The organism is Mesorhizobium sp. (assembly GCF_965229135.1).
In the GTDB taxonomy this organism is placed as follows: domain Bacteria; phylum Pseudomonadota; class Alphaproteobacteria; order Rhizobiales; family Rhizobiaceae; genus Mesorhizobium.
This window is the reverse complement of the sequence record NZ_OZ245860.1, coordinates 4,462,869-4,489,672: the sequence shown is the minus strand read 5'-3', so window position 1 is coordinate 4,489,672 and position 26,804 is coordinate 4,462,869. Positions and strand designations below refer to the sequence as shown.

Below are 26,804 nucleotides of genomic sequence, written 5' to 3'. Positions count from 1 at the left end.
AATTCCGGGAAAAGCGTGAAGCGGTTGCCGACCGGGCAGCCCGGATCAGTTCCGGTCCTCAGGAAAACTCGGGATCGGCATGAACTCGATGCCGTCCTCGGCAAGGCTCTTGGCCTCTTCAAGCGTCGCCTCGCCATAGATGCCGCGCGCATCGCTCTCGCCGAAATGGATTTTTCGTGCTTCCTCGGCGAACTTGTCGCCGACATAGTCAGCGTTTTCGCGCACCTTCTCGGCCATCGCCTTCAATTGCGCCAAAGCCTGCTTCTGTGCCTCGCCCATGGCCAAGGCGATCTTTTCCTGCTTGCGTGCGGTCGAGACCGCCGGCGCCATCAAGGCCTTCTGCACCTTGTGCGAGCCGCAGGCTGGGCAATCGACAAAGCCACGCTTCTTCTGGGTGTCGAAATCTTCGTTGCTGCGAAACCAGCCCTCGAATTCGTGATCGTGTTCGCAAATGAGGGAGAAGCGTATCAAGATGCCGCGCCCCGCAGCAACGGCGCGTCCGCCGACCCGGCATCCACGGTGAAGTCCCGGGCGTTCTTGAGATTGGGGATTTTCTTGCGCGCGGCGGTCGATTGATCCGTATCGACCTCGGCGACAATCACGCCTGGCTCATCACCAGGGACTTCGGCGATGATGCGGCCCCAGGGATCGACGATCATCGAATGGCCATAGGTCTCGCGGCCATCCTCGTGCACGCCGCCTTGCGCCGCGGCAATGACATAGGCGCCGTTCTCGATGGCGCGCGCCCTGAGCAGCACATGCCAGTGCGCCTCGCCGGTCTGGCGGGTGAAGGCGGCGGGCACCGTAAGCACTTGCGCGCCGGCCAGCGCCTCGGCACGGAACAGTTGCGGAAAGCGCAGATCGTAGCAAACGGCAAAACCGAGCTTCGTACCGTTGATCTCGGTGACCGCGGCCCGGGTGCCCGGCTCATAGGAAGCGGACTCGCGCCAGCTCTCGCCATTGTCGAGATCGACATCGAACATGTGGATCTTGTCGTAGGTGGCAAGCGTCGCGCCATCGGGACCGAAGAGGAACGCCCGGTTGGCGATCTTGCCGTCGGCGCGCAGGATGGCGGTCGAGCCGATATGGAGGAAGACGCCGAGTTCGCTCGCCAGCTCGCGGGCGGTCGAAACGATGACATCCTTGTCCTCGGAGACGACGGCCTTCTTGTCGCGGGTCAGCGCTCCGGTCATTTCCGGCGTCTGGATGTAGGTCGCGCCCTGGCCAGCCGCCTGGCGCACCAACCGTTCCATATCCGCCGCATTGCGCTGCGGGTTCTCGCCGGAGCGCATCTGAACGGCAGCGGCCTTGAAAACACCCATCGTCATATCCTCAAATCGTCGAGCCATTGGCGAGCAGTTTGTCCAGCTGGCCTTCGGCCTCCAACTCGTGGAGGTCGTCGCAGCCGCCGACATGCGTATCGCCTATGAATATCTGCGGAAAGGTCGAGCGGCCATGGGCACGCGAAATCATTTCCTGGCGCAGCTCCGGCGAGAAGGAGGCGTCGTGCTCGGTGTAGGCGACGCCCTTGCGCTCGAGCAGCCTCTTGGCTGCCGCGCAATAGCCGCACATCATACGCGTATAGATGGTGACATCGACCATGATGAATTCCGCAGTCTCTTCCGGCTGAACGTCTGTTGCCGACTTATATAGTCGTGGACTCATCGGCCCGAAAGTCCCCCGGCAGCACACGTGCGAAGGTAAGGACGTCGACCGCGCCGGCACCACCCTTTTTCAATGCCTTGGTGGCGGCGCGAAGGGTGGCGCCGGTTGTATAGACATCGTCGACCAGCAGCACCCTGCGGCCGGCGATCTCGATCTCGGCTTCATTTGGCACGCGGAAGGCGGCGCGCACATTCTCCTCGCGGTCCTTTCGTTCCAGTCCGACCTGCTGGCGGGTTGGTTTCACACGCCGCATCGCGGACGGAACGAAGGCGACGCCACTGAGCTGCGAAACCGCCCTTGCCAGTTCCGCCGACTGGTTGAACTTCCGCTTGAAAAACCGCCGCCAATGCAACGGCACCGGCACGACCACATCGGCATCGGCGATCAGTTCGGCGCCGGCGCGCACCATCCAGCGCGCCATCCACGGCGCGAGATCCGTGCGGTCCTGATATTTGAGCCCTTGGACCATCTGGCGGGCGACGCCGGAATAGGCGACGGCGGCCCGTGCCCGCTCGAAGGGCGGCGGGTCGGCGATGGCCTCGGCCGACAGGAACGCCTCGCCCATGTGATGGGTGAAGGGTGTTCCCATCACCGGGCACCATGGCCGCTCCAGCAGACGCAGTTTCGGCCAGCAGCCGCCGCACAGCACGCCAGGCTGCGAGACATGGCGGCGGCATCCCGCGCAGACCGGTGGAAACAACAGCCGCGCCGGCCAGCCCAGTGCTGTTCGGGCAAGGTTCCTGATTTCGATCTGCTTGATATCTGGCATCGGATCGGCCACGTGGTTGGTCTTTCGCGCCACTTAACCACTATATCGAAGCGCGGACAAACAAGGACCTGCCCATTGCAGCCCATGCTCGATACGTCTCTTTGGCTGGCGCATAAACGCCGTGCACTGACCCATCCGGTCGCCGGCGCCGATTTCCTCATGCAACGTACGGCGGAAGACCTTGCCGACCGGCTTGGTGCGGTGGAGCGCAAGTTCGGCAAGGCGGCGGCGCTGTTTTGCCAGACGCAAGCTGCAACAGACACGATCACCGAAAGCGGCAAGGCGGGTCATGTCACACGTGTCGAAAGCGACGCGGTATTCCTCGGCGACGCGACGGGACAGGTGGCGCTGCCGGAGACGGTGCCGTTTGAACCGGAAAGCCTCGATCTGGCAGTTTCGCTGCTGTCGCTGCAGGCTATGAACGACATCCCCGGCATGCTGATCCAGATCCGCCGCGCGCTGAAGCCGGACGGCCTCTTCCTTGGTGCCTTCGCCGGCGCCGGCACGCTTTCCGAACTGCGCGAAAGCCTGCTGGCGGCCGAGACGGAAATCTACGGCGGCGCCAGCCCCCGCGTCCTCCCCTTCACCGATGTGCGTGATGCCGGCGCGCTCCTGCAACGCGCCGGTTTCGCCTTGCCGGTTGCCGACGTCGAGACCGTGACCGTGCGCTATGCAACGCTGTTTGATCTGATGGCCGACCTGCGGGCCATGGGCGAAACCACGGCACTCCTCGACCGCAGCAGGCGCCCAGGCACTCGACGGTTGTTTTCCCGCGCCGCTGAAATCTACGCCGAGCGGTTTTCGGACGCCGACGGCCGCATCAGGGCCAGTTTTTCGATCGTATGGATGTCGGGCTGGGCGCCTGACGCCTCGCAACAGAAGCCGCTGAAGCCCGGCACCGCGAAAATGTCGCTGGCGAAGATATTGGAAGACCCCGACCGCCGCTGAGCGCGTGTCTCGCGGTCAGTGGGCGAAGGCGTTCGCGAGCCGGCTGTTGTTGTCGCTGAACAGCCACTGAACCGCGTTGAACGCCTGGCCGATACCGCCAACGATGGCAAGCGACAGCACGGCGACGATCAAGCCATACTCGATAGCTGTCGCGCCCGTTTCATCTTTCGCAAATCGTTGCAACAGTGTCTTCATGGTCGTCGACCCCTCTTGTGGGGACCATAGCCCGGACCCGTTAAGAAAGGTTAACGGGACAGACTTAACAGGCTATGAAACAGGCTCTTTCATTGAAAACCGTTAACTATCAGCAGTCGCCGCTGGTGATACCGTTGTCGCGGATCACGCACACGGAACTGGGCAGCGGCTGCAGCACGCTCCGGCGCAGCGTGTAGACGTCCCTGTGGCTGATCGAGCCGGTCGTCATCGTATCGATGCCGCCGGCAAAGGTGTCCCGCGCCGATATCGAGCGGGTCTGGCTGTCGAGGAAAGGCGTCGCGATCAAGGCCAGCGCCACCGCGGCCGAGCCGAACAGCAGTGTGATGCGCAATATGCCCATGCCGGCATCGGCGGCACGAAAACCACGCTCGGGCCGGATCGAGTCCCAATCCCTGTCAAGGCTCATGCTGTCGCTCCCAGCGAATAGGCTTTCCCTCAAATTTTCACAGCTAGATAAATCTTCCATTAATGCTCGTGCTATCGGCCCGAAGCTTTTGCCGGCCCGAATCCGTGGGCCCGCAATGAGGTGCGTCTCAGAGAAGATCGATGAGGAAGGGGATCAGCGGCGCGTCGGCCGGAGGCATGGGATAGTCGCGCATCTGCTTTGGCCGAACCCATTTCAGCGCCTGCCCTTCCCTGGGCTGCGCAATGCCGCGAAAGCGGCGGCAGACGAACAGCGGCATCAGCAGATGGAAATCGTCGTAGGAATGGCTGGCGAAGGTGAGCGGCGCCAGGCACGGGATTTCGGTCTCGATGCCGATCTCTTCCTGCAGTTCACGGATGATGCATTGTTCCGGCGTCTCGCCAGGCTCGACCTTGCCGCCGGGGAACTCCCACAGGCCAGCCAGTTGCTTGCCTTCAGGCCGCTGCGCGAGAAGGACACGCCCGTCGGCATCGACGAGTGCGCAGGCGGCCACGAGGAGCAGGCGCTTGCCCGCGAGCTTCACGTCATTCATGCCCGATTTCACTCAAGAACAGGCGGCTGGCGATAGTGGTAGCGATAGACTTCATCGAAGCCGAGCGACCGGTAGAGCGCCAATGCGGGCGCATTGTTCGCCTCGACCTGCAGCCAGGCTTCCCGCGCGCCGCGCAACCGGGCCCATTTCAACGCCGACAGGATCAGTTGGCGGCCGTGGCCCCGGTTACGCACCGACTTCTCGGTCGCCACTTCGAACAGCCCCGCGAGATCGCCGTCATGCACGCAGATCAGCGTGGCCAGCGGCTCGGCGCCTTGCTCGAGAGCAAACAACCCGGCCTCCGGCTGGATCGCGCCAATGATCTCCGACAGGCCAGGCCGCAACGACACATCGGAACCGCTGACCTTGAGGGCGGCGCCGATGAAGCGGCTGATGTCCTTGAGTGGAATCTGATCCATCGCGGCATCGAGCTGGGCGTCCGCCAGCGGCAACCGCATCACCAGCGATTCGGCAAAGCTGCTCCAGCCTTCCTTGTCGAGATGTTTGGAGAGATCAGGGCCGGAGAGCGGAGAGATGCGGAAGGTCAGTGGCCTGCCATAGGCTTCGAAACGGCGGCTGGCGCGGCCGATGCGTTCGGCGATGTGCTGGATATCCCCGGGATCGAGCGGGTTGACCGAATTCAGGCGTTTGGCCGAATGACCGGCAGTCAGCCGCACCACCCAGGTTCCGTCATAGTGGACCGCGGCGGCAGGCCATGCGCGAAAGCCCGCCGCTTCGTAGCGGCGCACGATCGCGAGGACACTTGCCGGATGCCTGGAAACCAATGCCGTCAGCTCCGATAGTCACCGTTGATGGTGACATATTCCTTTGTGAGGTCGCAGGTCCACACCGTTGCCTTGCCGCGGCCGATACCGAGATCGGCGCGGATGCGTATGTCGTCGCGCTTCATATAGGCCGATGTCGCTTCCTCGGAATAAGCGGGATCGCGCTCACCCTCATGCGCCAGACGGTTGTCGCCGAACCAGATCGACAACCGGTCGCGATCGGCCGGTTCGCCCGCCTTGCCGACGGCCATGACCACGCGTCCCCAATTGGCGTCCTCGCCGGCGACCGCCGTCTTGACCAGCGGCGAATTGGCGATCGACAGCGCGATGCGCTTTGCCGACCTTGCCGACTTCGCGCCGGTGACGGTGACTTCGACCTGCTTGCGGGCGCCCTCGCCATCGCGCACCACTTGCAGCGCCAGCGATTTCAGCACCTTGCCGAGCGCCCGCCTGAACGCGCCGAGGCGCGCATCCTTGGGATCGCTGATCGCCGGCGCGCCGCGTTTGGCGGCCGCTCCCGTTGCAAAGATCAGCAGCGTGTCGCTCGTCGAGGTATCACTGTCGACGGTCACCGCATTGAAGGTCTTGGCCGTGCCGCGCGACAAAAGATCCTGCAGTACGGGAGCCGCGATCGGCGCGTCGGTGGCAATGAAGGAAAGCATCGTCGCCATGTCGGGCGCGATCATGCCGGCGCCCTTGGCGATGCCGTTGATGGTGACGTCGGTATCGCCAAGCTCGACCGTCGCGGTCGCCACCTTCGGATAGGTGTCGGTGGTCATGATCGCCTTGGCCGCCTCGGTCCATAGGTCTGGCTTGCCGTCCTTGACCAGTCCGGCGAGCAGATGGCTGAATTTGCTGGTGTCGAGCGGTTCGCCGATGACGCCGGTGGAGGCAAGGAACACCTCGCCAGCCGTGCAGCCGGCCGCCTTTGCCGCCGCATCGCCCGTCATTGCCGTGGATTCGCGCCCCTTCCTGCCGGTGAAGGCGTTGGCGTTGCCCGAATTGACGACGAGCACGCGCGCCTTGCCTCCGCCAAGGTTCTGGCGGCAGAAATCGACCGGCGCCGATGGGCATTTCGACTTGGTGAAGACACCCGCGACAGCAGTGCCGGCATCAAAGACCATGGCAAGCAGATCGGTGCGGTTCTTGTACTTGATCCCCGCCTCCGCGGTGGCGATACGCACGCCTTCAATGGCCGGCATTTTGGCATATTTCTTCGGCGCAAGCGGCGAAATCGATGTGGACATAAGGACCTCGGGCAGCAAAAAAACGCAAGCAGAAGGCCGGTTTGCCCGATACCACGCGCCGGCGCAAGGCGTTTTCGTGGCCGCGGTATGAACGCCTGCTGGCGACTTGTTTGCCGCGAAAGTATCGGCATCGCTGCCTGATTGTCACGGTGCGCCGACAGGGCGGCCGGGTTCGTCCCGGCAAAAGTCCGTGTTATTGTCGCCAACCAGATTCGTTGACGAGGATGCGGAATGGCTGACGGCGCGGGTCGGGGACGCAAATCGATCGGCGCCCGGCGCAATCCCGCCAGTGCGGGCGCCATTCTCGATGCCGCCGAGGCGGTGCTGGCCGAAGCAGGCTATTCCGGTTTTTCGATCGAGGCGGTGGCGCGGCGGGCACGAGCAGGAAAGCCGACGATCTATCGCTGGTGGCCAAGCAAGGCCGCGCTGCTGCTGAGGTTTATCAGCGCCAGAAACGCGTAGCTGTCCCCGATACGGGAAGGCTCGAGGATGATCAGGGACGCCGAAAAACAAAAGGGCGCGGCAAGCAAACCGCTCGCCGCGCCCTTCAGGACCTATTGGCCTACTTGGCGCTTTCCAGCGTATCGACGGCCTTCTTCAGGTTCGCGTCGGGGATTTCCACCTTGGCTTCGGCGCGCAGCGACTTGACCAGCGCGAAATACTTGTCGCGGATGACAGCCTGTTTGGCCTGGTCCTTGACATCATCAAATGCCGGCGGCTGCTTGGTGCGCTTGTCCTCTACCTTGATGACGTGCCAGCCGAACTGCGACTGCACCGGCTGCTCGGTGTATTTTCCGACCTCCAGCGCAAAGACCGCCTTGTCGAATTCCGGCACCATCTGGCCGGGGCCGAACCAGCCGAGATCGCCGCCATTGGTCTTGCCGCTCGGGTCGCTGGTGTGTTCGTTGGCGAGTTTCTGGAAGTCGGCGCCGCCGTCGAGTTGCTTGATGATGGCGTCGGCCTCTTCCTTCGTCTTCACGAGGATGTGACGGGCATGCACCTCGTTGGCGGGCGGCGTGTTGGCGATTTCCTGGTCGTAGCGGGCGCGAACCTCGGCATCAGTGACCTTGTCGACGACGCCCTTCTCGACCATCTCGCCATGCAGGGCGCGCTGCTGCAGGAACGCCATGCGGCGCTGGAAGTCAGTATCCTTGTCGAGACCGGTGGTGACGGCCTGGGCCGCCATGACACGGATTTCGATGGCTGCCGACAGTGCCGCGGCACGGCGCTGTTCGGGCGGCAGCTGCGCGAACTGCTGCGACAGCTCGCCCTCGGCAAGCACAAGGTCCGCCTCGGTCAGCGGCTGGCCGTTGATCGTGGCAACCACGGCATTCGGGTCGACCGGCGCCGCGGCGGCAGGCGCTGCTGCGGCATCGGCCGGGGCGGGAGCGGCTTCCTGCGCCATGACAGGCGACAGCGAAAAAGCCGACAGCCCGAATGCCAGACCAAGGCTGGCAAGCGACGCGCGGCGGAACAATAGGGACATGAAGATGACTCCGGTGGGGGATTGTTGAGGAGGAATGGTTTCCAGATCAGCCAGATTATGGCGGAATTTGGCGCGCACGGCAGGACGAGCGCGGCGTTGACATCAGTTCAGCCCCCTCTTATCTGTCCAACGACTTTGCGTCCAGAACCGTTTTCCGGGCGCTTTTTGTGTTTGCCCGTGTTCAGGCGGCGCGTTCACGCGGATGTGACGAGGCCGTCCGGCACTCGTCTTGATGATACGAATGCTATCGAAAGGACCATTGGATGGTCAGTCTCGGCGCTCTGGCGCGTAAGGTTTTCGGCTCTTCCAACGACCGTCGGGTCAAATCGACCCGGCCCCGTGTCGAGGCGATCAACGCCATGGAAAACGAGATGCGTGCGCTTTCCGACGCGGAACTCGCCGGTCGCACGGAAAAGTTTCGCCAGGATATCGCCAACGGCGCCAGCCTTGACGACCTTCTGATCCCGGCCTTCGCCACCGCCCGCGAAGCGGCCCGTCGCGTGCTGGGCATGCGCCCCTTCGACGTCCAGTTGATCGGCGGCATGGTGCTGCACAATGGCGGCATCGCCGAAATGCGTACTGGCGAGGGCAAGACCCTGGTCGCGACGCTGCCGGTCTATCTCAACGCTCTCGCCGGCAAGGGCGTCCACGTCGTCACCGTCAACGACTATCTCGCCACCCGCGACTCCGAATGGATGGGCCGCGTCTACAAGTTCCTCGGCCTCTCGGTCGGCGTCATCGTCCACGGACTGTCGGACGAGGAGCGCAGCGCCGCCTACGCCGCGGACGTCACCTACGCCACCAACAACGAGCTCGGCTTCGACTATCTGCGCGACAACATGAAGTACGAGCGCGCGCAGATGGTGCAGCGCGGTCACAATTATGCGATCGTCGACGAGGTCGACTCCATCCTGGTCGATGAAGCCCGCACGCCGCTCATCATTTCCGGTCCGCTCGAGGACCGTTCGGAAATGTACAACACCATCGATACCTTCATCATCCAGCTTCAGCCGCAGGACTATGAGATCGACGAAAAGCAGAAGACCTCGATCTTCACCGAGGAAGGCACCGAGAAGCTTGAGAACATGCTTAGCGATGCCAATCTGCTCAAGGGCGAGTCGCTCTACGACGTCGAGAACGTCGCCATCGTGCACCACGTCAACAATGCGCTGAAGGCGCACCGGCTGTTCCAGCGCGACAAGGATTACATCGTCCGCAACGGCGAGATCGTCATCATCGACGAGTTCACGGGCCGCATGATGCCAGGCCGCCGCTATTCCGAAGGTCTGCACCAGGCGCTGGAAGCCAAGGAGCATGTGGCGATCCAGCCCGAGAACCAGACGCTGGCGTCAGTCACCTTCCAGAACTATTTCCGCCTCTACAAGAAGCTCTCCGGCATGACCGGCACGGCCCTGACCGAGGCTGAGGAGTTCGGCAATATCTACAATCTCGACGTCACCGAGATTCCGACCAACCTGCCGGTCATCCGCAAGGACGAGGACGACGAGGTCTACCGGACGGTCGAGGAGAAATACAAGGCGATCGTCAGGGAGATCCGCGAGGCCAGCGCCAAGGGCCAGCCGACGCTCGTCGGCACGACCTCGATCGAAAAATCCGAGCAGTTGGCCGAGCGTCTGCGCAAGGAAGGCTTCACCGATTTCGAAGTGCTGAACGCCCGCCACCATGAGCGCGAGGCGGCTATCGTCGCCCAGGCCGGCAAGCCCGGCGCCATCACCATCGCCACCAACATGGCCGGCCGCGGCACCGACATCAAGCTCGGCGGCAACGCCGAGATGCGCATTGCCGACGAACTGGGCGACATGCCGGCCGGCCCCGAGCGCGAGGCGCGCGAGAAGGAGATCCATGCCGACATCGAGCGCCTGAAGGAAAAGGCGCTGGCTGCCGGCGGCCTCTACGTGCTCGCCACCGAGCGTCACGAATCGCGCCGTATCGACAACCAGTTGCGTGGCCGTTCCGGCCGTCAGGGCGACCCCGGCCGATCGAAATTCTTCCTGTCTTTGCAGGATGACCTGATGCGCATCTTTGGCTCCGAGCGCATGGACGGCATGCTGCAGAAGCTCGGCCTCAAGGAAGACGAGGCGATCATCCACCCGTGGATCAACAAGGCGCTGGAAAAGGCGCAGATGAAGGTCGAGGCGCGCAACTTCGACATCCGCAAGAACCTGCTCAAATACGACGACGTGTCGAACGACCAGCGCAAGGTGGTGTTCGAGCAGCGCATCGAACTGATGGACGGCGAAGGCCTCACCGAGACGATCGCCGAGATGCGCCAGGGCGTCATCGAGGAAATCGTCGCCAAGAACATCCCTGAAAATGCTTATGCCGAGCAATGGAACGTCGCCGGCCTCAAGGCGGAGGTCGCCGAATTCCTGAACCTCGACCTGCCGGTCGAGGACTGGGTCAAGGAAGAAGGCATCGCCGAGGACGACATCCGCGAGCGCATAACCGAAGCCGCGGAAGTCGCCGCCAAGGAACGCGCGGAGCGCTTTGGCCCCGAGGTGATGACCTACGTCGAACGCTCTGTCGTGCTGCAGACGCTCGATCATCTGTGGCGCGAGCACATCGTCAACCTCGACCATCTGCGCTCGGTCGTCGGCTTCCGTGGCTACGCCCAGCGTGACCCGCTGCAGGAATACAAGAGCGAGGCGTTCGAGCTGTTCCAGGCTATGCTGGGCAATCTGCGTCAGGCGGTCACCGCGCAGCTGATGCGCGTCGAACTGGTCCGCCAGGCAGCCGAAGCCCCGCCACCGGAGGCGCCCGACATGTTCGGCATGCATATCGATGGCACCACCGGCGAGAACGACTTCGAGGAAGGCAATACCGCCCTTCTGGTCCGTCCGGAAACCGCCGCCATTGTCGCTCCCGAGGACCGCGACCCCAACAATCAGGCGACTTGGGGCAAGGTCGGCCGCAACGAGGCCTGCCCTTGCGGTTCCGGCAAGAAGTACAAGCACTGCCACGGGGCGTTTGCGTAAGCAGCGCCTCCTTTTTGCCCTGATGAGATGTTCCCGTCAGGTCGATAGGCACTTCAAGATAAATTAGCGGACCGCTGGCCGGTCGGCTAATCATGTTGCGAACATCATCTCGGGCACGGACGGGGGCGTCTGGCAGGAAATATGCCCAGGAAAATAGCCGACGCGATCAGCAGGAATCGCATCGTCGGCCGTCTCAAGTTTGCAAGGGACAGGCTTTTCTATCGATATTTTCGCGCACAGGGTGCCGCGAGAGCGCGTGAGTTCGCGACAATGTTGCGGTCATCGGGCGCGGGCCGGCTTTGCTTCACCATCGCCTTCAACACGCCCTGGGTGATCGACGCACTGACCAAGGCATGGCAGCTCCACCCGACGGGAATGCTTCTTGTCGTGATCGACAATTCGTCGAACGAGGCAGCCCGAAAGTCGATCGAAGACATCTGCCGGCAGCGCGGAGTGCCTTATTTCAGCCTGCCCTGGAATCGCGAACGCCATTGGTCCCGTTCTCACGGGACGGCTGTGAACTGGGTCTTCGACAATATTGTGAGACACGTCCGGCCGGAATTGTTCGGCTTCATCGACCACGATTGTTTCCCTACCGCGCCTTTCGACATGCCCGCGCGCATGGAAGGCAAGAAAGTGTTCGGCCTGAAGTCCGCTCCGACGGAAAACTTCCGCTACAAGGCGAGAAGCAATGATCGCCAATGGTGCCTTTGGGGAGGGTTCTGCTTCTTTCGGTTCTCCGCGGTCGAGAATATCGCCATGGACTTCACGCCTCGGATGGAGCTCGGGCTCGATACAGGGGGCGGAAACTGGCAGCCGCTCTACTCGCATCTCACAGAAAAGGATGTCGCGGCCGTCGAGATGAGCTTTATCCCTGTCACCTTCGGCGGAGCGACGGGCGAACATGAGCTGTTCGACGGAAAGATGTTCCATGTCGGCGGCTCCTCCTACGCGCAACAGACGAACACGCGCCATCATCGCGGAGCCGAACATCGCCAGCTTTTGAGCGACTATATCTGGGACAGATACCTCGGCGGGGTCGACGGGCGGCTGGTGAGTACGCCCTAGGAATTCTTTACGACGGCACCGCGATCCCCAAAACGGCAGGGACGGCCCACCCAACCGTTTCTTAATGTGTTTTCGATAGACCCAAGGGCTGGAAAGAGGCGGAAATCGGAGACTTGTGGGTGCGCTTTTCCGCGGCAACGACAGCCGGGCGGTTTCTGCCGCAGCGTTTGGCGCTGCGCATAAGTCCGCTGCTTGGGCGCATCGATGCCGTGCTGTTCACCGCCGACGAGCGCGGCGAAGCCGGCCGCATGTCGCTCATCGCCTTCTCCATCCGCATCATCAGCGCCGTCATCGCTTTCGTCAGCCAGGTGCTGATGGCGCGCTGGATGGGATCCTTCGAATACGGCATCTTCGTCCTGGTCTGGGTGACGATGGTCATCGTCGGCAACCTCGCCTGCCTGGGCTTCCACACGTCCGTCATCCGCTTCATTCCCGAATATCGAGAGCGCGGCCTGATGGACGAGTTGCGCGGCATCGTGGTTGCCAGCAGGCAGTTCGTGCTGGTGGCCTCGACAGTGATCGCGGGCCTGGGCGCACTCGGCGTTTGGCTGTCCTCGCCATGGCTCGAAAGCTACTACATCGTGCCATTCGTGCTCGGCGTCATCTGCCTGCCTATGATCGCGCTGTCGGACCTGCTGCAGGGCCAGGCCAGGGCGAACAGCTGGGCGTTGTTCGCCCTGTCGCCCACCTATCTCATACGACCGGTGCTGATCCTCGCTTTCATGGCGCTGATGCTGCTGATGGGCTATGCGCCCGACGCCAAGACGGCGATATTCGCCTCGATCGCCGCCACTTATGCCACCACGCTCGGCCAACTCGTCGGCGTCACAACGCGCATGGAAAGGCTGGTCCCGGCCGGACCGATGAAGGTTCATTTCGCCGAATGGTTCGTCGTGTCGCTGCCGATCTTCCTGGTCGAAAGCTTTTTCTTTCTCCTCACCAACGCCGATGTGCTCATGGTCGGCGCCTATATGGATCCCAACGACGTCGCCGTCTATTTTGCCACGGTCAAGACACTGGCTCTCGTCCATTTCGTCTACTTTTCCGTCAAGGCCGGCGTTGCCCAACGCTATGCGCAGTTCACACATGGCGAGCCCGAAAAACTCGCCGCCTTTGCACGCGAGACGGTGTCGTGGACGTTCTGGCCCTCGCTTGCCATGGCTCTGCTGGTGCTCGCGCTTGGCAAGCCGATGCTGACGCTTTTTGGCCCCGAATTCGCGGCCGGCTACCCGCTTCTGTACCTGCTGGTCTTCGGCGTCGTCGCCCGCGCCGCCGTCGGCCCCTGTGAAAGCCTGCTCACCATGAGCGGCAATCAGAACATCTGCGCCGCGGTCTACGCCATGACCCTGGCCTTCAATATCGGCCTCAACGTGGTGCTGATCCCGCATTTCGGTCTGTGGGGGGCAGCAATGTCGACCGCCTTCGCGATGATGTTCGAGGCCAGCGCGCTGTCCTTCACCGTGTGGCGCAAGCTCGGCATCGTCATGCTCATCTTCGTGCCCGCCAAGGGAGACGCTTGAATGGTCGCCATCCCATTGCTCGAGGAAACCAGCGGCGGCCCGGCCGGCGCGATGGTGTCGGGACTGGCAGGTCTCGTCCGCGAGGCTGATCCCGCCCATATCGAAATCCTCGCCAACAACCGGCCCGAGCGGAAACTGGCAGTGTATCCGGCATCCGCCGGCTTCGATCTGGTCGAGGAACTCGATTATCTCTGCGCCCGCTCGGTCGAGCCCAACGTCTTCTTCAACCCGCGTTTCCTGGCGCCGGCCATGCCTCGGCTGGAAGACCGCGAGGTACGGCTGGCTGTCATTCGCGATGGCGACGAATACCGCAACCGGCTGCGCTTGCTGGTGCCGTTCTCGGTTGAACGGCCGGCTGTGCCGCTCGGCGTCCCCGTCATGCGCACATGGTCGAGCCCGTTTGGTCCGCTCGGTACCCCGCTGGTCGACCGTGACGACCCGGTCGGCGTCGTCGAGGACTTCTTCTCGATGCTGTCGAGGCCACATCTCAAGCTGCCGAAAGTGTTCGTCCTGCCGGACGTGCGGCTCGACGGCCCGGTGGCAAGCGTGCTCGCCACGGTGGCCGAGACACGGGGACTGACGCTCGTCACCACGGGGAAGGCCGAGCGGCCGGTGCTGGAAAGCGAGCTCGATGGCGAGGACTACCTGAAAGCCTCGTTGCGCTCGCACCACTATCGCGAGTTTCGCCGGCTGAAGCGACGCCTTGCCGACCATGGACAGCTGGAACATGTCGTCGCACGCGGGCCTGACGAGATCCGTCACGCCATCGAGAACTTCCTGACGCTGGAAGCGGCGGGATGGAAGGGCCGCGAACGTACCGCCATGGCGATCGATCGCTATCGCGCCGCCTTCGCCCGCGAGGCCGTGCATCGGTTGGCCGAGCACGATATGTGCCGCATCCATTCCCTGACGCTCGACGGCCGCACCGTCGCCTGCCTGATTGTCTTCGTCGAAGCCGGTGTCGCCTACACCTGGAAGACGGCCTATGACGAGACGCTATCGGCATATTCGCCGGGCACCCTGCTGATGATCGAGGTGACCAGGCAGCATCTGGACGATCCCAACATCGACATGACCGATTCCTGCGCCGTGCCTGATCACCCGGTGATGAGCCGGCTGTGGACGGAGCGCAAGCCGATGGGCACGCTCGTCATCGGGCTGACGCCCGACGCCGACCGCCCTGCCCGCCAGGCAGCGTCGCAGCTTCACCTCTACCGCGAGACCCGCAACATGGCCCGCCTATTGCGCAACCGCATGCGGAGTTTGCTGGGAAGGCGTTAGAACGGGTCCGCGGATTCTGTGCGAAAATTTGGTGCCCCTAGCCGGGATCGAACCAGCACTCCTTGCGGAACTCGATTTTGAGTCGAGCGCGTCTACCAATTCCGCCATAGGGGCTCAGGCCGGGCGGCCTGGATGGCGCGGACTATACGGTTGGAGGCCTGTTCGTCAACTGGCCAATTTCATCCTCCGCCCGCGACGAAGCCTCGCCTTTCGATTTCGTGGCGGTGCTGCCATTGTGCAGCGCGGAAAATCTTTCTAGACAGACGGCGCATGTCATAGGAGTGCCGATGCTTCGCGGACTTTACGACTGGACCTTGTCGCTGGCGGCACGGAAATCCGCCGAATGGTGGCTGGCCTTCATCGCCTTCGTCGAGAGCTCGGTATTCCTGGTGCCCGCTGACGTGCTCTATCTGCCGATGGCGCTGTCGCGACCGGATCGCGCCTATCGCTATGCGCTGATCGCGACGGTTGCCTCCGTGCTGGGCGGCATCGCCGGCTGGTTCATCGGCCATTACGCCTATGACGCGGTGGCAAGGCCCATCCTCGAATTCTACGGCAAGTATGACGAGTTCGAGCAGTTGCGCACTTCGGCGGGCGCAAGCATCGAGATCATTATCCTGATGCTGATCACCTCGGGTGCGGCCCACCTGCCGCCGATCAAGGTGGTGACCATTCTGTCGGGCGCGCTTGGCGTCAATCTGGCGCTGTTCATAGTGCTGGCCATTGTCGCGCGCGGCGGGCGCTTCCTGCTGCTGGCCTGGCTGCTGCGCCGCTATGGCGAACCGATCCGCGAGTTCATTGAAAAGCGCCTTGGCCTGATCGCGGGCGCTGCCGCCGCCGCCCTGATTTTGCTCTATATTCTCGTCAAATACGCCCTCTGAACACCCCTATTCCGAGACGGACGGAGCAGATCGAATGACCGCCACCATGAATGCCGACACGGGCCGCCAGCGCACGCGCGCGGCCCTGTTCCTCGCCGTCGCCATGGCCGCCACGGTCGGGTCGGCGCTCGGCTTCCAGCATATCGGCGGCTACATCCCCTGCCATCTCTGCCTCGAGCAGCGCACCCCATACTATATCGGCGTGCCTTTGATGGTGCTGGCGGCGATTGCATCGATGCTGAACGCACCGGCATGGATGACGCGCGGCCTGCTCGCCATCGGTGGGCTGCTGATGCTTTATGGCCTCTATCTCGGCGTCTATCATTCCGGCGTCGAATGGGCGTGGTGGCAAGGTCCGGCCGATTGCACGGCGGGCGCCGGCCCGGTCGATACCGGCGGCAAGGGCGTGCTCGACGCTCTCGACAAATTCGTGCCGCCATCGTGCGACAAGGCGGCGCTGCGCATCCTCGGCCTGTCGCTGGCCGGCTGGAACGCCATCGCCAGCCTGATCCTGGCCGCCGTCGCATTCCGCGGCGCGCTCTACCGCGATTAAGCCAATTCGACTGAGCGGCAGAACGCAGTGTTCGAGCAAAAATTCGGCAGGCCGAGTCGCATGGCGCGGTTTTCGAGAAGCGGAGCGGAGCGTACTTGAGCACCGGAAGCGCAGAAATCCGCGTCAGGCGGCCAGCATGGCGGATTTGTGCCGCACTCTATGGTTCGAGTTCGACATCCCAGTAGAGATAATCCATCCAGCTTTCATGCAGGTGGTTGGGCGGGAACAGGCGGCCGTTGTTGTGCAGGTCATGCACCGTCGGCTGATAGGGCGTCTGCAGCGGCCACATCTTGGCGTGCGCCGGCATCATGCCGCCCTTACGCAGATTGCAGGGCGAGCAGGCGGCGACGACATTCTCCCAGGTCGTTGCACCACCGCGATGGCGGGGGATGACGTGGTCGAAGGTCAGATCCTCGGGCGTGCCGCAATACTGGCATTGGAAACGGTCGCGCAGGAACACGTTGAAGCGGGTGAAGGCCGGATGCCTGGACGGCTTGACGTAGGCCTTCAGGCTGACGACGCTTGGCAGCCGCATCGAGAAGGTCGGCGAAGAGACGGCGTGCTCGTATTCGGCGACGATGTTCACCCGGTCGAGGAACACCGCCTTGATGGCGTCCTGCCACGACCAGAGCGACAAAGGGTAATAGCTGAGCGGACGGTAATCCGCGTTCAGCACCAGCGCTGGAAGCCCATCCGGAGATACGGCAACCGTCACCTGTTTACCTCCTTCGTTCAGTGCATGGCCCTGAAAACCGAATTCGATTTTCGCAGGGGATCACGCGCGGATTCAAAAGTGCCACCGCGTCCTTGCGCATCCAACCGGATGCGTGGCGCGGAAGCCGAACGGTACGGATACTGTAAGCCCGACATGACAGGGATGTGAAGCGGATTGTCGCCTGCCCGAGACGCCAAAAACGAATGATTTTTATGCTTTTTTGCGGATTCAGGCCGGGGGCGCGGCATCCCGCCCCCTGGTCTCGCGATAATAGGACCAGAAAAGGCGCGATGCGACACCTCGCCACGGGCTCCATGATTCGGCCAGGGCGATCAGGGTTTTCTCTGGCGGACGCGGGTCGATGCCGAGCGCATGGCCGACCGCGCTCTGCAACGCAACGTCGCGGGCTGGAAAAATGTCGGGGTGCCCGGCGGCGAACAGCAGGTACACCTGCGCCGTCCACGGGCCGATGCCGGACACCGCCGTCATCGCCGCGATCGCCTCCTCGGCATCCAGCGAACAGAGGTGATGGAGATCGAGCCCGTCGACCACGGCCTGGGCAATGGCAATCAGCCCACGCTGCTTCGGTCGCGACAGGCCGGCTTCGCGAAACATGTCCTCGCCGGCGGCAAGGATGGCCCGCGGCGTCAGCGGGTCGACAAGCCTGGTCAGCCGGCCGAAGATGGCGTCGGCACTGGCACGGGAAACCTGCTGCGAAACGATGATCGACGCAAGGCTGCGGAACCCGGGCTCCGAGAGCCTCAGCGGCACCTCGCCAGCCATGCCCCGCACCTTTTCCAGGCGCGGATCAAGAACGCACAACGCGTCGAGCCCTCGTGAAATGTCGTCGAGCGTGGCGATGCGCTGCATGCTTGCTTGTTCCCTGATCAAGCGCAAGGTAGCAACCAGCCGAAGCCACGCACAATCCGATAGCCGCCGATAGATGACACTCCTGACATTTCGCTTCGCGCCAAGCCCCAATGGCGAACTGCACCTTGGCCATGCCTATTCGGCGCTTCTCAACCAGAAGCTGGCGGAGGCGACGGGCGCCCGTCTGCTGCTGCGCATCGAGGACATCGACACAACGCGCTGCACGCCGGAATTCGAGGCCGGCATTTTCCGTGACCTGAACTGGCTCGGGCTGGATTGGGAAGAGCCAGTGCGCCGCCAATCCGAGCATTTCGCGGCCTATCAAGCCGTGCTCGACCGCCTGATCCGCGAGGAACTGGTCTACCCCGCCTTCATGAGCCGGGGCGACATCCGGGCCTTCATTGCCGACAGCGAGAAGCGCGGCCGTCACTGGCCGCGCGACCCCGACGGGGTGCCGCACTATCCGGCGCGGGACAAGGCCTTGCCGATGAAGGAACGCAAGCGGCGGATTGCCGAGAATATGCCCTTTGCCTGGCGGCTGGACGTCGAGACGGCGGTGGCGCGTACTGGCATGAACCTCGCCTGGATGGAGTTTGGCGATGAGACGCTCCAGGCGACGCGCCCTGTCGAAGCCCGTCCGCGGGATTGGGGTGACGTGATCGTGGCGCGCCGCGAGATACCGACCAGCTACCACCTGGCCGTCGTCGTCGACGATGCCTTGCAAGGTGTCAGCCACGTCGTGCGGGGCCAGGACCTGTTTTCGGCCACCAGCGTGCAGCGCCTGCTCCAGGAAATCCTCGGCCTGCGCGCTCCCACCTATTTCCACCATCGCCTGATCCTCGGGCCGGACGGGCGGAAATTGTCGAAGAGCCTCAGCGATAGCGGCCTTGCCACGTTGCGCGACGCCGGCGTGCAACCCGCCGACATCAGGCGCATGGTCGGCCTCTAGGGCAATTCCAGGAAAAGTGTGAGACGGTTTTCCGTCCTCGGTTGCGTCACGGCAAGGAGATAGAGCAGGTCGCGGTTCCGTGAAACGGACTGCTTCAGACCGTGCTGAAAGTGAACCCGGCTGGCTACCAGCGGGCCAGCCCCGCCTTGATCAGCGCCAGGACGCTGATGAACGCAAACGCGCCGCCCAGCCCCCAGGCGACCGCAAGCTTGAGGTCCCTGAGGTCGACGCCGTAGGAATTCGCGGCAAGCACGGCCGCGAAGAAGCCGAAGGTGAACAAAAGCGTGTTGCCGGTCGACCCGAAGCCGTCGTCCTGCATGATGGCATCAAGCGCAGTGCCAAAGAAGAAGCCGAAGACCGCAACGCTCGCGACGGTCATCAACAGCCAGCTTGTATCGAGATGCAAGAGCATGCCCGCTTCCTCTCGAAGCCGCAACGCCAGCTTGGATCAAGCGATATCCATCGTTTGCCCAGACGCCACCCCTTAAATTCGCTTGAGCTTATATATCAATTGTTTCGTTTTGCTTGTCGGGCCGAACCGCATTAGAGGATTCGCGGTAATCAACCCTTCACCCAACATGCGGCGGTCCCCTAAAATGCCAGGCTTAAAGCGGTTCATTCCCGCTTCCTTCGTCGTCTTGTGGGCGACCGGCTTCATCGGCGCGCGCTATGCCATGCCTTGGGCGGAGCCCTTCACGTTCCTGGCTGTGCGCTTCGTTCTGGCTGCCGTGCTGCTTGCAGCCTTGATGGCCGTGCTTGGCTCCAGCCGGGCGACCCGCAAGGAGGCGCTGCATGCGACCGGTGCGGGCATCCTGATGCACGGCGTCTATCTGGGCGGGGTGTTCTGGGCCATCCACAGGGGCATGCCCGCGGGGCTTTCGGCGCTGATCGTCGGGTTGCAGCCGCTGATCACGGCGGTGCTTGCCGGCAAGCTGCTTGGCGAAGCCATCCTGCCTCGGCACTGGCTGGGTCTCGCCACGGGCCTCGTCGGTGTGGTCATCGTGCTGTGGCCCAAGCTCGGCGCGATCGGCGGCGGCGTGACCCCGGAAACGCTTGCCGCTTCGCTGATCTCGGTGCTGGCGATGGCCGCCGGCACCATCTGGCAGAAGCGCTTCGCTTCCGGCGGCAATCTCGTTGCCGCGACCCTGTGGCAATATGTCGGCGGTGCATCGGTGATGGCGCTGGCGTCGCTTGCATTCGAGACGCACAAGTTCGTCATCAACGGCGAATTGATTTTCGCCATGGCGTGGCTGGTGCTGGTGCTGTCGATCGGCGCCATCTTCCTGCTGATGATCATGATCCGCGACGGCGAGATGTCGAAGGTCGCCTCGCTGTTCTACCTGGTCCCGGCGGTCACCGCGGTGATGGCCTGGGCGCTGTTCGGCGAGCACCTGAACATGATCCAGGTCGCTGGCATGGCGATCACGACGTTCGGTGTTGGACTGGCAACCGCTCAGCCGACGCGCGCGCGCGCCTCCAGGTAACGGCTGATCGCGGCATTGAACTCGCCGCCAAGGATGAAGATCGCCGAGACGATGTAGAGGAAGACGACGGCGATCATGATCGAGGCCAGCCCGGCATAGGTCGTCACATAGGACGAGAAATGGTCGAGATAGGTGGCGAACATGGTCGAGCCGACGAGCCAGGCGATCAGCGTGAAGACAATGCCCGGCACCAGCGAGATGAAGCGGCGCTTGCCCGCCGGCAGCCAGTAGTGCACCGCGAACAACCCGCCGATGATGACGGTTGAGGCGATGACATAGCGCCACAGAGTGATCGTACCGGTATAGGGCTTTATCCATTGGAAATGGGCTTCCGCCAGCCGCGCCAGCAACGGCGCGAAGACCAGCAGCACGCTGATCGCCAGGAACCCGGCCGTCGCGATCAGTACGAAGAAGATGCTCTGCACCCGGCGATAGATGATGCCGCGCGTCTCTGTCACGCGGTAGGCCCGGTTGAGCGAGGTGCGCAATGCCTCGATGCCGTTCGACGCGAAGTAGGCGGCAAGCAGCACGCCATAGGTCAGCAGGTCGGTGCGTCTGACCGTCAGCACGTTCAGCACCTCATGCGCGATCGGCTTGGCGATCTGATCCGGCCATGTGTCGAAGACCAGATGCACGGCCGTGTCGGCAAAGGCCTGCGCACCGAGGAAGCTCCCCAGCGTCGTGGCGAAGATCAGGAATGGAAACAGCGCCATAAGCGAGGTGATCGCCAGATGGCTGGCCATCGCCCAGCCGTCATCGGTGTTAAAATGGCCGATCGCGTCGTAGAGCACGCGGCGCAGGGCGACAATGTTTCGCAGCAAGAACGCGCGCTCCCTTCGATTGTCTCGACGCCGCGAATATGGGAAGTGAATGCGGCAAATGGCAACCCTTCGTCAAACCACGAATTTTCCATCGATAAAGTTGCGCACCATCATCGTCACCGGCGCGTCTTCAGGCATAGGCGCCTATTGCGCCCGCGCTTTGAAGGCGCAGGGTTGGCGGGTGTTCGCGACGGCGCGAAAACCTGAAGACATCGCGCGGCTCGAAGCAGACGGAATCGAGGCCTTTTACCTGGACTATGGCGAGCCCGCCTCCATCGAGGCGCTGGTGGCTTCGGTGGTCGACCGCACCGGCGGGGGCATCGATGCCCTGTTCAACAACGGCGCCTACGCGCAGGCCGGCGCGGTGGAAGACCTGCCGGTCGCGGCGCTGCGGGCCCAGTTCGAGGCGAACGTCTTCGGCTGGCACGACCTCACCTGCCGCGTCGTGCCCTTGATGCGCCGCCAGGGGCATGGCCGCATCATCCATTGCTCATCCATCCTCGGCCTGATGCCGGTGCCCTTTCGCGGCGCCTATTGCGCATCAAAACATGCCGTGGAAGGCCTGATGCTCTGCATGCGCCAGGAACTCGAGGGCAGCGGCGTCCATGTCTCGCTGATCGAGCCTGGCCCTGTGATATCGAAGATCGCCAGCAATGGTCTCGCGTGGTTTCTCAAGAACATCGACCACGAGAACTCGGTCCACCGCGTCGACTATGCCGCACAACTGGAGCGCTTGCGGGCCGGCGGCGGCAAAGCACGCGGGAAACCTGGCCCGGAGGTCGTTCATGCGGCCTTGCGCCATGCACTTCTGTCGCGGCGCCCACGCCCGCACTATGTGGTAACACTGCCGGCCAGGATCGGCGCGATGCTCAAGCGCATCCTGCCCGCATCGATGCTCTATCGCCTGCTTGCCAAACGCGCCTGACGCAATCCAACTGGAAACCCACGATGGCAATTGTCTTCAAAATCCTCGCAGCCCTCGTGATGATCGCGGTGGTGATCGTACTCATCCGCGGCCTCATCAACATGATGCGCGGCGGCTCGAGCATGACCTCGAACAAGCTGATGCAGGCGCGGGTGCTGCTGCAGTTCCTGGCGGTGGTGCTGATCATGCTGGTGGTGTATTTCACCCGGAAGTAACCACCGTTTGGGGGCATTGCGTGGTCAAGCTCAACAAGATCTACACCCGCACGGGCGATGACGGCACGACCGGCCTCGGCACTGGCGAGCGACGGTTGAAATCCAACCTTCGCGTCGATGCCTATGGCACGGTCGATGAAGCCAACGCCTGCATCGGCATGGCGCGGGTCCATACGGCCGCCGCCAATCCGTCGATCGACGCGATGCTGGGAAGAATCCAGAACGATCTCTTCGACCTCGGCGCCGATCTCGCCGTGCCCGATGACGGCAAGCCCCTGGGCTATGAGCCCTTGCGCATCACGGCCACGCAGACCGACCGCGTCGAAAAAGACATCGACCTGCTCAACAAGGACCTTCAGCCGCTCAAATCCTTCGTGCTGAACGGCGGCACGCCGGCCGCCGCCGCTCTTCACCTCGCCCGCACGGTGGCGCGCCGTGCCGAGCGGCTGATGGTGGCTCTGGCGCAGGACCCAGGCGAGCATGTCAACCGCGATGGGCTGAAATACATCAATCGCGTCTCCGATTTTCTGTTTGTCGCGGCCCGGGCGGTCAATGACAATGGAAACGCCGACGTGTTATGGATTCCCGGCAAGAACCGCTGAATTTGCTGAGCGGGATCAGGTCCTGGCACTCATGTTCATCCCGCTCTACGACAGCAACAGGCTACGCCACATCAGGCTGCAATACGTCACGATTGGCCTGATCGCCCTCAACGCCATCGTCTATCTCATCACATCGCTCAGCGGCGAGAATTTCACCAACGCGGCCGTGCTCGGCCTTGGATTCATTCCCTCCGTCGTCCACAACACGGCGGAACTGGATCCCCGTTTCGTGGTGATCCCCGAGCAGTTGAGCTACGTCACCTATGCATTCCTGCACGCAGATTTCATCCACCTTGGCGGCAATATGCTGTTCCTGTGGGTGTTCGGCGACAATGTCGAGGATGCGCTCGGTCATATCCGCTATCTGATCTTCTATCTGCTTTGCGCCGTCGCCGGCGCCTTGTTCCAGAGCCTGGTGGCGTGGAACTCGCAGGTGCCGCTGATCGGCGCCTCGGGCGCCATTGCCGGCGTCGTCACCGCCTATCTGATCCTCTACCCACGGGTGAAGGTATGGGTACTCGCCTTTGCCCGCATTCCCCTGCGCATCCCGGCCTTCATCCCGCTCATCCTGTGGGTTCTGTTCCAGGTCGTGATGTTTGCTGCTGGCGGCGAGGATCAGATCTCCTGGGCGTGCCACATCGGCGGCATTATCGCCGGGGCCATTCTGGTGCTGGTCCTGCGCAGCCGCGGCGTACCGCTTTTCGCGGCCGCCGACGAGGACACCGTGGCTCCCACACCCGACCAGCAGCAGGTTGCTGTTGAACCAGCGGCACCCGAGACACCTGCCGCAACGCCGCGCTGGGGCCGTGGAAACCCTTCTGGCCCAAACTGAACCGATTTGAGCCGCTTTGAGCGTATTGACGTGTAGGGCTGCCACAACTACGGAAACGTCTCCGTCGCAGCCCAAGGCGGTCAAAGACCAGAATTTCCATCCGGCCAGAATTCCGTCTGGCCGGAATTCAGTCAGGAATGTCGGCTTTCGACAACTCAGAACGGGCGCGGGCTGTTATAGCGCGCCCAACTAGCGTGAAGAGGTGACAGGCAAATGAAGATCCTTGTGCCCGTGAAGCGGGTTGTGGATGCGAACGTCAAGGTTCGTGTGAAGGCTGATGGCTCGGCGGTGGAACTCGCCAACGTCAAGATGGCGATGAACCCGTTCGACGAAATCGCGGTGGAAGAGGCAATCCGTCTGAAGGAAGCCGGCAAGGCCGAAGAGATCATCGTGGTGTCGATCGGCCCGCAGCAGGCGCAGGAAACCCTGCGCACCGCGCTGGCCATGGGCGCCGACCGCGCCATCCTGGTCAAGACCGACGAGCAGACCGAGCCGCTTGGCGTCGCCAAGGTTCTGAAGGGCGTCGTCGACGCCGAGCAGCCCAGCCTCGTCATCCTTGGCAAGCAGGCGATCGACGACGATTCCAACCAGACTGGCCAGATGCTGGCCGCGCTTCTGGGATGGGCGCAGGGCACCTTCGCCTCCAAGGTGGTGCTCGAGGGCGACAAGGCCAAGGTGACACGTGAAGTCGATGGCGGCCTGCAGACGGTGGAACTGAAGATGCCGGCGATCGTGACCGCCGACCTTCGTCTCAACCAGCCGCGCTATGCCTCGCTGCCCAACATCATGAAGGCCAAGAAGAAGCCGCTCGACGAGAAGAGCCCGGCGGACTACGGCGCCGACGTCAAGCCTCGGCTGAAGGTCATCAAGACCGAGGAGCCGAGCGGCCGCAAGGCGGGCGTCAAGGTCAAGAGCGTCGCCGAACTGGTCGACAAGCTCAAGAACGAAGCCGGCGTTTTGTAAGCGATCGGGAAAGGAAAAGACAAATGGCAATTCTCCTCATCGCCGAGCACGACAACGCAACGCTGTCAGACCAGACCGCCAAGGCGCTTTCTGCAGCCCTCCAGATCGGCTCGGACGTGCACGTGCTGGTCGCGGGCAAGGGCGCCAAGGGCGCTGCCGACGCCGCCGCCAAGCTCAAGGGCGTCAGCAAGGTCCTGCTGGCCGAAGCCGATGAACTCACCGAGCGCCTCGCTGAACCAACAGCGGCGCTTGTCGTGTCGCTGGCCGGCGGTTACGACACCATCATCGCGCCGGCGACCTCGTCGGGCAAGAATGTCGCGCCGCGTGTCGCAGCCCTGCTCGATGTCGCGCAAGTGTCCGAAATCATCGAAGTGGTCTCGCCCGACACGTTCAAGCGGCCGATCTACGCCGGCAACGCCATTCAGACTGTGCAGTCGACCGACGCCAAGAAGGTGATCACCGTCCGCACAGCCTCCTTCCAGGCTGCCCCTGAAGGCGGTTCGGCTTCGGTCGAGACGATCAGCGCGGCCGCCAATCCCGGCCTGTCGACCTTCGTCGAGAACAAGCTCTCGGAGACGGATCGTCCGGAACTGACCTCGGCCAAGATCATCATCTCGGGCGGCCGCGCCCTCGGCTCGTCGGAGAAGTTCCAGGAGGTCATCCTGCCGGTCGCCGACAAGCTCGGCGCCGCCGTCGGCGCTTCGCGCGCCGCCGTCGATGCCGGCTATGCCCCGAACGACTGGCAGGTCGGCCAGACCGGCAAGGTCGTCGCCCCCGACCTCTACATCGCGGTCGGCATTTCCGGCGCCATCCAGCATCTCGCCGGCATGAAGGACTCCAAGGTCATCGTCGCCATCAACAAGGACGAGGAAGCGCCGATCTTCCAGGTCGCCGACTACGGCCTCGTCGGCGATCTCTTCGTCATCCTGCCGGAACTGCAAAAGGCGCTTTGACGCTTTCTGCCAAAGCGTATTAAATAGTGAAGGGTGGGGTAGACGAAGTCGCCCCGCCCTTTTAGTTTGCACCGCACAAAAACAAGCCGCAAAAGGCTTGAAGCAATTCCGGCAAAAGTGCGCAGCGGTTTTGCGTCGCGAATTGCGGTAAAACAAAAAAGGTGGAGCACTTTCGCGTTTCAGGCGGAAGGGTTCAGGACGGGATCGGTGTAATGAGCAAGATCGAGACGATCGGCATTATCGGCGCGGGCCAGATGGGCGGCGGCATCGCCCATGTCTCGGCGCTTTCCGGCTACAAGGTACTGATATACGATATTTCACCTGACCGCATCGAGAAGGGCATTGCCACGATCAGCGGCAACATGGCCCGCCAGGTCGGATCCGGGAAGCTCGACGAGAAAGTTCGCAACCAGGCAATCGGGCGTATTTCGGCGGCAACCACCATGGCCGATCTTGCCGGCGCCGACCTCGTGATCGAGGCGGCAACCGAAGACGAAACGGTCAAGCGCAAGATCTACGCGCAGCTCTGTCCGCAGCTCAATCCAGAGGCCATCCTGGCGACCAATACCTCGTCGATCTCGATCACGCGGCTTGCCGCCCAGACCGACCGCCCTGAACGGTTCATCGGCATCCACTTCATGAACCCGGTGCCGCTGATGAAGCTGGTCGAACTGGTGCGCGGCATCGCCACCGAGGACCAGACATTCGAGGCCGCCAAGGCCTATGTGAAGCAACTCGACAAGACGATCACGGTTTCGGAGGATTTCCCGGCCTTCATCGTCAACCGCATCCTGCTGCCGATGATCAACGAAGCTATCTACACGCTCTATGAGGGGGTCGGGTCGGTCGATGCGATCGACACCGCCATGAAGCTCGGGGCCAACCATCCCATGGGGCCGCTTCAGCTGGCCGATTTCATTGGGCTGGATACCTGCCTGTCCATCATGCAGGTGCTGCATGATGGACTGTCGGACTCGAAATATCGCCCCTGCCCGCTGCTGGTGAAATATGTCGAGGCCGGCTGGCTTGGCCGCAAGACCGGGCGCGGCTTCTACGACTATCGCGGCGAGCACCCGGTCCCGACGCGCTGAGCTTCGGAAGAGA

Annotated in this window: 30 protein-coding genes, 1 tRNA gene and 1 pseudogene; 17 read left to right on the top strand and 15 right to left on the bottom strand. The window is 63.0% G+C overall.

Annotated elements, in window-relative coordinates; translation table 11 throughout:
- Nucleotides 1–45: 45 nt before the first annotated feature.
- From ACO07C_RS21465 to ACO07C_RS21450, 4 genes are read right to left on the bottom strand one after another with little or no spacing between them, the layout of a single operon-like run.
- On the bottom strand, nucleotides 46–471 hold the full coding sequence (locus tag ACO07C_RS21465) for a DUF1178 family protein (RefSeq protein ID WP_421916162.1): 426 nt from the start codon (nucleotides 469–471) through the stop codon (nucleotides 46–48).
- Nucleotides 468–1,322 (bottom strand): carbon-nitrogen hydrolase family protein, encoded by an 855-nt coding sequence (locus ACO07C_RS21460; protein WP_421916161.1) that lies wholly within the window; start codon nucleotides 1,320–1,322, stop codon nucleotides 468–470. Before ACO07C_RS21460 ends, ACO07C_RS21465 begins: the two co-directional genes overlap by 4 nt.
- A gap of 10 nt (nucleotides 1,323–1,332) precedes the next feature.
- A complete protein-coding gene (gene grxC / locus ACO07C_RS21455) occupies nucleotides 1,333–1,602 on the bottom strand; it encodes a glutaredoxin 3 (protein ID WP_421916160.1) in 270 nt (89 codons plus the stop codon).
- 43 nt (nucleotides 1,603–1,645) lie between these two features.
- Nucleotides 1,646–2,446, bottom strand: a complete 801-nt coding sequence (locus ACO07C_RS21450) for a ComF family protein (RefSeq protein WP_421916159.1) — start codon at nucleotides 2,444–2,446, stop codon at nucleotides 1,646–1,648.
- A gap of 63 nt (nucleotides 2,447–2,509) precedes the next feature.
- Here ACO07C_RS21450 and ACO07C_RS21445 point away from each other — a divergent pair, with 63 nt between their 5' ends.
- A complete protein-coding gene (locus tag ACO07C_RS21445) occupies nucleotides 2,510–3,382 on the top strand; it encodes a methyltransferase domain-containing protein (protein ID WP_421916158.1) in 873 nt (290 codons plus the stop codon).
- A gap of 15 nt (nucleotides 3,383–3,397) precedes the next feature.
- On the opposite strand, the gene ACO07C_RS21440 is transcribed toward ACO07C_RS21445, so the two are convergent.
- The 5 genes from ACO07C_RS21440 to argJ form a co-directional block, all read right to left on the bottom strand.
- Entirely contained in the window at nucleotides 3,398–3,577 is a 180-nt protein-coding gene (locus tag ACO07C_RS21440; protein ID WP_421916157.1) for a Flp family type IVb pilin, read from the bottom strand.
- Nucleotides 3,578–3,686: 109 nt separating this feature from the next.
- Nucleotides 3,687–4,004 (bottom strand): hypothetical protein, encoded by a 318-nt coding sequence (locus tag ACO07C_RS21435; protein ID WP_421916156.1) that lies wholly within the window; start codon nucleotides 4,002–4,004, stop codon nucleotides 3,687–3,689.
- 127 nt (nucleotides 4,005–4,131) lie between these two features.
- Nucleotides 4,132–4,554, bottom strand: a complete 423-nt coding sequence (gene mutT / locus ACO07C_RS21430; RefSeq protein ID WP_421916155.1) for an 8-oxo-dGTP diphosphatase MutT — start codon at nucleotides 4,552–4,554, stop codon at nucleotides 4,132–4,134.
- An 8-nt stretch (nucleotides 4,555–4,562) separates the two neighbouring features.
- Nucleotides 4,563–5,339, bottom strand: coding sequence for a GNAT family N-acetyltransferase (locus ACO07C_RS21425; protein ID WP_421916154.1), 777 nt, complete (start codon nucleotides 5,337–5,339; stop codon nucleotides 4,563–4,565).
- Nucleotides 5,340–5,344: 5 nt separating this feature from the next.
- A complete protein-coding gene (gene argJ / locus ACO07C_RS21420; RefSeq protein ID WP_421916153.1) occupies nucleotides 5,345–6,586 on the bottom strand; it encodes a bifunctional glutamate N-acetyltransferase/amino-acid acetyltransferase ArgJ in 1,242 nt (413 codons plus the stop codon).
- 231 nt (nucleotides 6,587–6,817) lie between these two features.
- On the opposite strand from argJ, the pseudogene ACO07C_RS21415 reads away from it, so the two are divergent.
- A pseudogene (locus ACO07C_RS21415) lies at nucleotides 6,818–7,080 on the top strand (helix-turn-helix domain-containing protein); the annotation flags it as partial.
- A 68-nt stretch (nucleotides 7,081–7,148) separates the two neighbouring features.
- Here ACO07C_RS21415 and ACO07C_RS21410 read toward each other — a convergent pair.
- Nucleotides 7,149–8,072, bottom strand: coding sequence for a peptidylprolyl isomerase (locus ACO07C_RS21410; RefSeq protein ID WP_421916152.1), 924 nt, complete (start codon nucleotides 8,070–8,072; stop codon nucleotides 7,149–7,151).
- 263 nt (nucleotides 8,073–8,335) lie between these two features.
- Here ACO07C_RS21410 and secA point away from each other — a divergent pair, with 263 nt between their 5' ends.
- From secA to ACO07C_RS21390, 4 genes are all read left to right on the top strand, one after another.
- Complete coding sequence (secA, locus tag ACO07C_RS21405; RefSeq protein WP_421916151.1) at nucleotides 8,336–11,068, top strand: preprotein translocase subunit SecA; 2,733 nt, start codon at nucleotides 8,336–8,338, stop codon at nucleotides 11,066–11,068.
- 330 nt (nucleotides 11,069–11,398) lie between these two features.
- Nucleotides 11,399–12,136 carry a hypothetical protein gene (locus ACO07C_RS21400; protein ID WP_421916150.1) on the top strand — a complete coding sequence of 246 codons (738 nt, stop codon included), beginning with the start codon at nucleotides 11,399–11,401 and terminating at the stop codon, nucleotides 12,134–12,136.
- Nucleotides 12,137–12,255: 119 nt separating this feature from the next.
- Nucleotides 12,256–13,656 carry a lipopolysaccharide biosynthesis protein gene (locus ACO07C_RS21395; protein ID WP_421916149.1) on the top strand — a complete coding sequence of 467 codons (1,401 nt, stop codon included), beginning with the start codon at nucleotides 12,256–12,258 and terminating at the stop codon, nucleotides 13,654–13,656.
- Nucleotides 13,657–14,937: a GNAT family N-acetyltransferase gene (locus ACO07C_RS21390; protein WP_421916148.1), complete on the top strand. Its 1,281-nt coding sequence runs from the start codon at nucleotides 13,657–13,659 to the stop codon at nucleotides 14,935–14,937.
- 29 nt (nucleotides 14,938–14,966) lie between these two features.
- Here ACO07C_RS21390 and ACO07C_RS21385 read toward each other — a convergent pair.
- A tRNA-Leu gene (locus ACO07C_RS21385) sits at nucleotides 14,967–15,051 on the bottom strand.
- 173 nt (nucleotides 15,052–15,224) lie between these two features.
- On the opposite strand from ACO07C_RS21385, the gene ACO07C_RS21380 reads away from it, so the two are divergent.
- Nucleotides 15,225–15,818, top strand: coding sequence for a YqaA family protein (locus ACO07C_RS21380; RefSeq protein ID WP_421916147.1), 594 nt, complete (start codon nucleotides 15,225–15,227; stop codon nucleotides 15,816–15,818).
- 34 nt (nucleotides 15,819–15,852) lie between these two features.
- Nucleotides 15,853–16,371: a disulfide bond formation protein B gene (locus ACO07C_RS21375; RefSeq protein ID WP_421916146.1), complete on the top strand. Its 519-nt coding sequence runs from the start codon at nucleotides 15,853–15,855 to the stop codon at nucleotides 16,369–16,371.
- Nucleotides 16,372–16,528: 157 nt separating this feature from the next.
- On the opposite strand, the gene ACO07C_RS21370 is transcribed toward ACO07C_RS21375, so the two are convergent.
- Nucleotides 16,529–17,086, bottom strand: a complete 558-nt coding sequence (locus ACO07C_RS21370; RefSeq protein WP_227345131.1) for an HNH endonuclease — start codon at nucleotides 17,084–17,086, stop codon at nucleotides 16,529–16,531.
- A gap of 228 nt (nucleotides 17,087–17,314) precedes the next feature.
- The gene (locus ACO07C_RS21365) at nucleotides 17,315–17,956 is read right to left on the bottom strand and encodes a DNA-3-methyladenine glycosylase family protein (RefSeq protein WP_421916145.1); all 642 of its coding nucleotides are present in this window, start codon (nucleotides 17,954–17,956) and stop codon (nucleotides 17,315–17,317) included.
- A gap of 73 nt (nucleotides 17,957–18,029) precedes the next feature.
- On the opposite strand from ACO07C_RS21365, the gene gluQRS reads away from it, so the two are divergent.
- Complete coding sequence (gluQRS, locus tag ACO07C_RS21360) at nucleotides 18,030–18,905, top strand: tRNA glutamyl-Q(34) synthetase GluQRS (RefSeq protein ID WP_421916144.1); 876 nt, start codon at nucleotides 18,030–18,032, stop codon at nucleotides 18,903–18,905.
- A 124-nt stretch (nucleotides 18,906–19,029) separates the two neighbouring features.
- Here gluQRS and ACO07C_RS21355 read toward each other — a convergent pair whose 3' ends face one another.
- A complete protein-coding gene (locus tag ACO07C_RS21355) occupies nucleotides 19,030–19,317 on the bottom strand; it encodes a hypothetical protein (RefSeq protein ID WP_421916143.1) in 288 nt (95 codons plus the stop codon).
- Between the two features lie 184 nt (nucleotides 19,318–19,501).
- On the opposite strand from ACO07C_RS21355, the gene ACO07C_RS21350 reads away from it, so the two are divergent.
- A complete protein-coding gene (locus tag ACO07C_RS21350) occupies nucleotides 19,502–20,389 on the top strand; it encodes a DMT family transporter (protein WP_421916142.1) in 888 nt (295 codons plus the stop codon).
- Here the strand turns inward: ACO07C_RS21350 and ACO07C_RS21345 are convergent.
- Nucleotides 20,359–21,210, bottom strand: a complete 852-nt coding sequence (locus ACO07C_RS21345; protein ID WP_421916141.1) for a YihY/virulence factor BrkB family protein — start codon at nucleotides 21,208–21,210, stop codon at nucleotides 20,359–20,361. The genes ACO07C_RS21350 and ACO07C_RS21345 overlap by 31 nt on opposite strands.
- A gap of 58 nt (nucleotides 21,211–21,268) precedes the next feature.
- Between ACO07C_RS21345 and ACO07C_RS21340 the strand changes: the two genes are divergently transcribed.
- The 7 genes from ACO07C_RS21340 (at nucleotide 21,269) to ACO07C_RS21310 (ending at nucleotide 26,791) form a co-directional block, all read left to right on the top strand.
- Nucleotides 21,269–22,135 carry an SDR family oxidoreductase gene (locus tag ACO07C_RS21340; RefSeq protein ID WP_421916140.1) on the top strand — a complete coding sequence of 289 codons (867 nt, stop codon included), beginning with the start codon at nucleotides 21,269–21,271 and terminating at the stop codon, nucleotides 22,133–22,135.
- A 23-nt stretch (nucleotides 22,136–22,158) separates the two neighbouring features.
- Nucleotides 22,159–22,350: a twin transmembrane helix small protein gene (locus ACO07C_RS21335; protein WP_421916139.1), complete on the top strand. Its 192-nt coding sequence runs from the start codon at nucleotides 22,159–22,161 to the stop codon at nucleotides 22,348–22,350.
- A 20-nt stretch (nucleotides 22,351–22,370) separates the two neighbouring features.
- Nucleotides 22,371–22,952 (top strand): cob(I)yrinic acid a,c-diamide adenosyltransferase, encoded by a 582-nt coding sequence (locus ACO07C_RS21330; protein WP_421916138.1) that lies wholly within the window; start codon nucleotides 22,371–22,373, stop codon nucleotides 22,950–22,952.
- Nucleotides 22,953–22,983: 31 nt separating this feature from the next.
- Entirely contained in the window at nucleotides 22,984–23,784 is an 801-nt protein-coding gene (locus tag ACO07C_RS21325; RefSeq protein ID WP_421916137.1) for a rhomboid family intramembrane serine protease, read from the top strand.
- Between the two features lie 213 nt (nucleotides 23,785–23,997).
- A complete protein-coding gene (locus ACO07C_RS21320; RefSeq protein WP_421916136.1) occupies nucleotides 23,998–24,747 on the top strand; it encodes an electron transfer flavoprotein subunit beta/FixA family protein in 750 nt (249 codons plus the stop codon).
- Nucleotides 24,748–24,770: 23 nt separating this feature from the next.
- Nucleotides 24,771–25,700, top strand: a complete 930-nt coding sequence (locus ACO07C_RS21315; RefSeq protein ID WP_421916135.1) for an electron transfer flavoprotein subunit alpha/FixB family protein — start codon at nucleotides 24,771–24,773, stop codon at nucleotides 25,698–25,700.
- A 212-nt stretch (nucleotides 25,701–25,912) separates the two neighbouring features.
- Nucleotides 25,913–26,791, top strand: a complete 879-nt coding sequence (locus ACO07C_RS21310; protein ID WP_421916134.1) for a 3-hydroxybutyryl-CoA dehydrogenase — start codon at nucleotides 25,913–25,915, stop codon at nucleotides 26,789–26,791.
- Nucleotides 26,792–26,804: the final 13 nt, after the last annotated feature.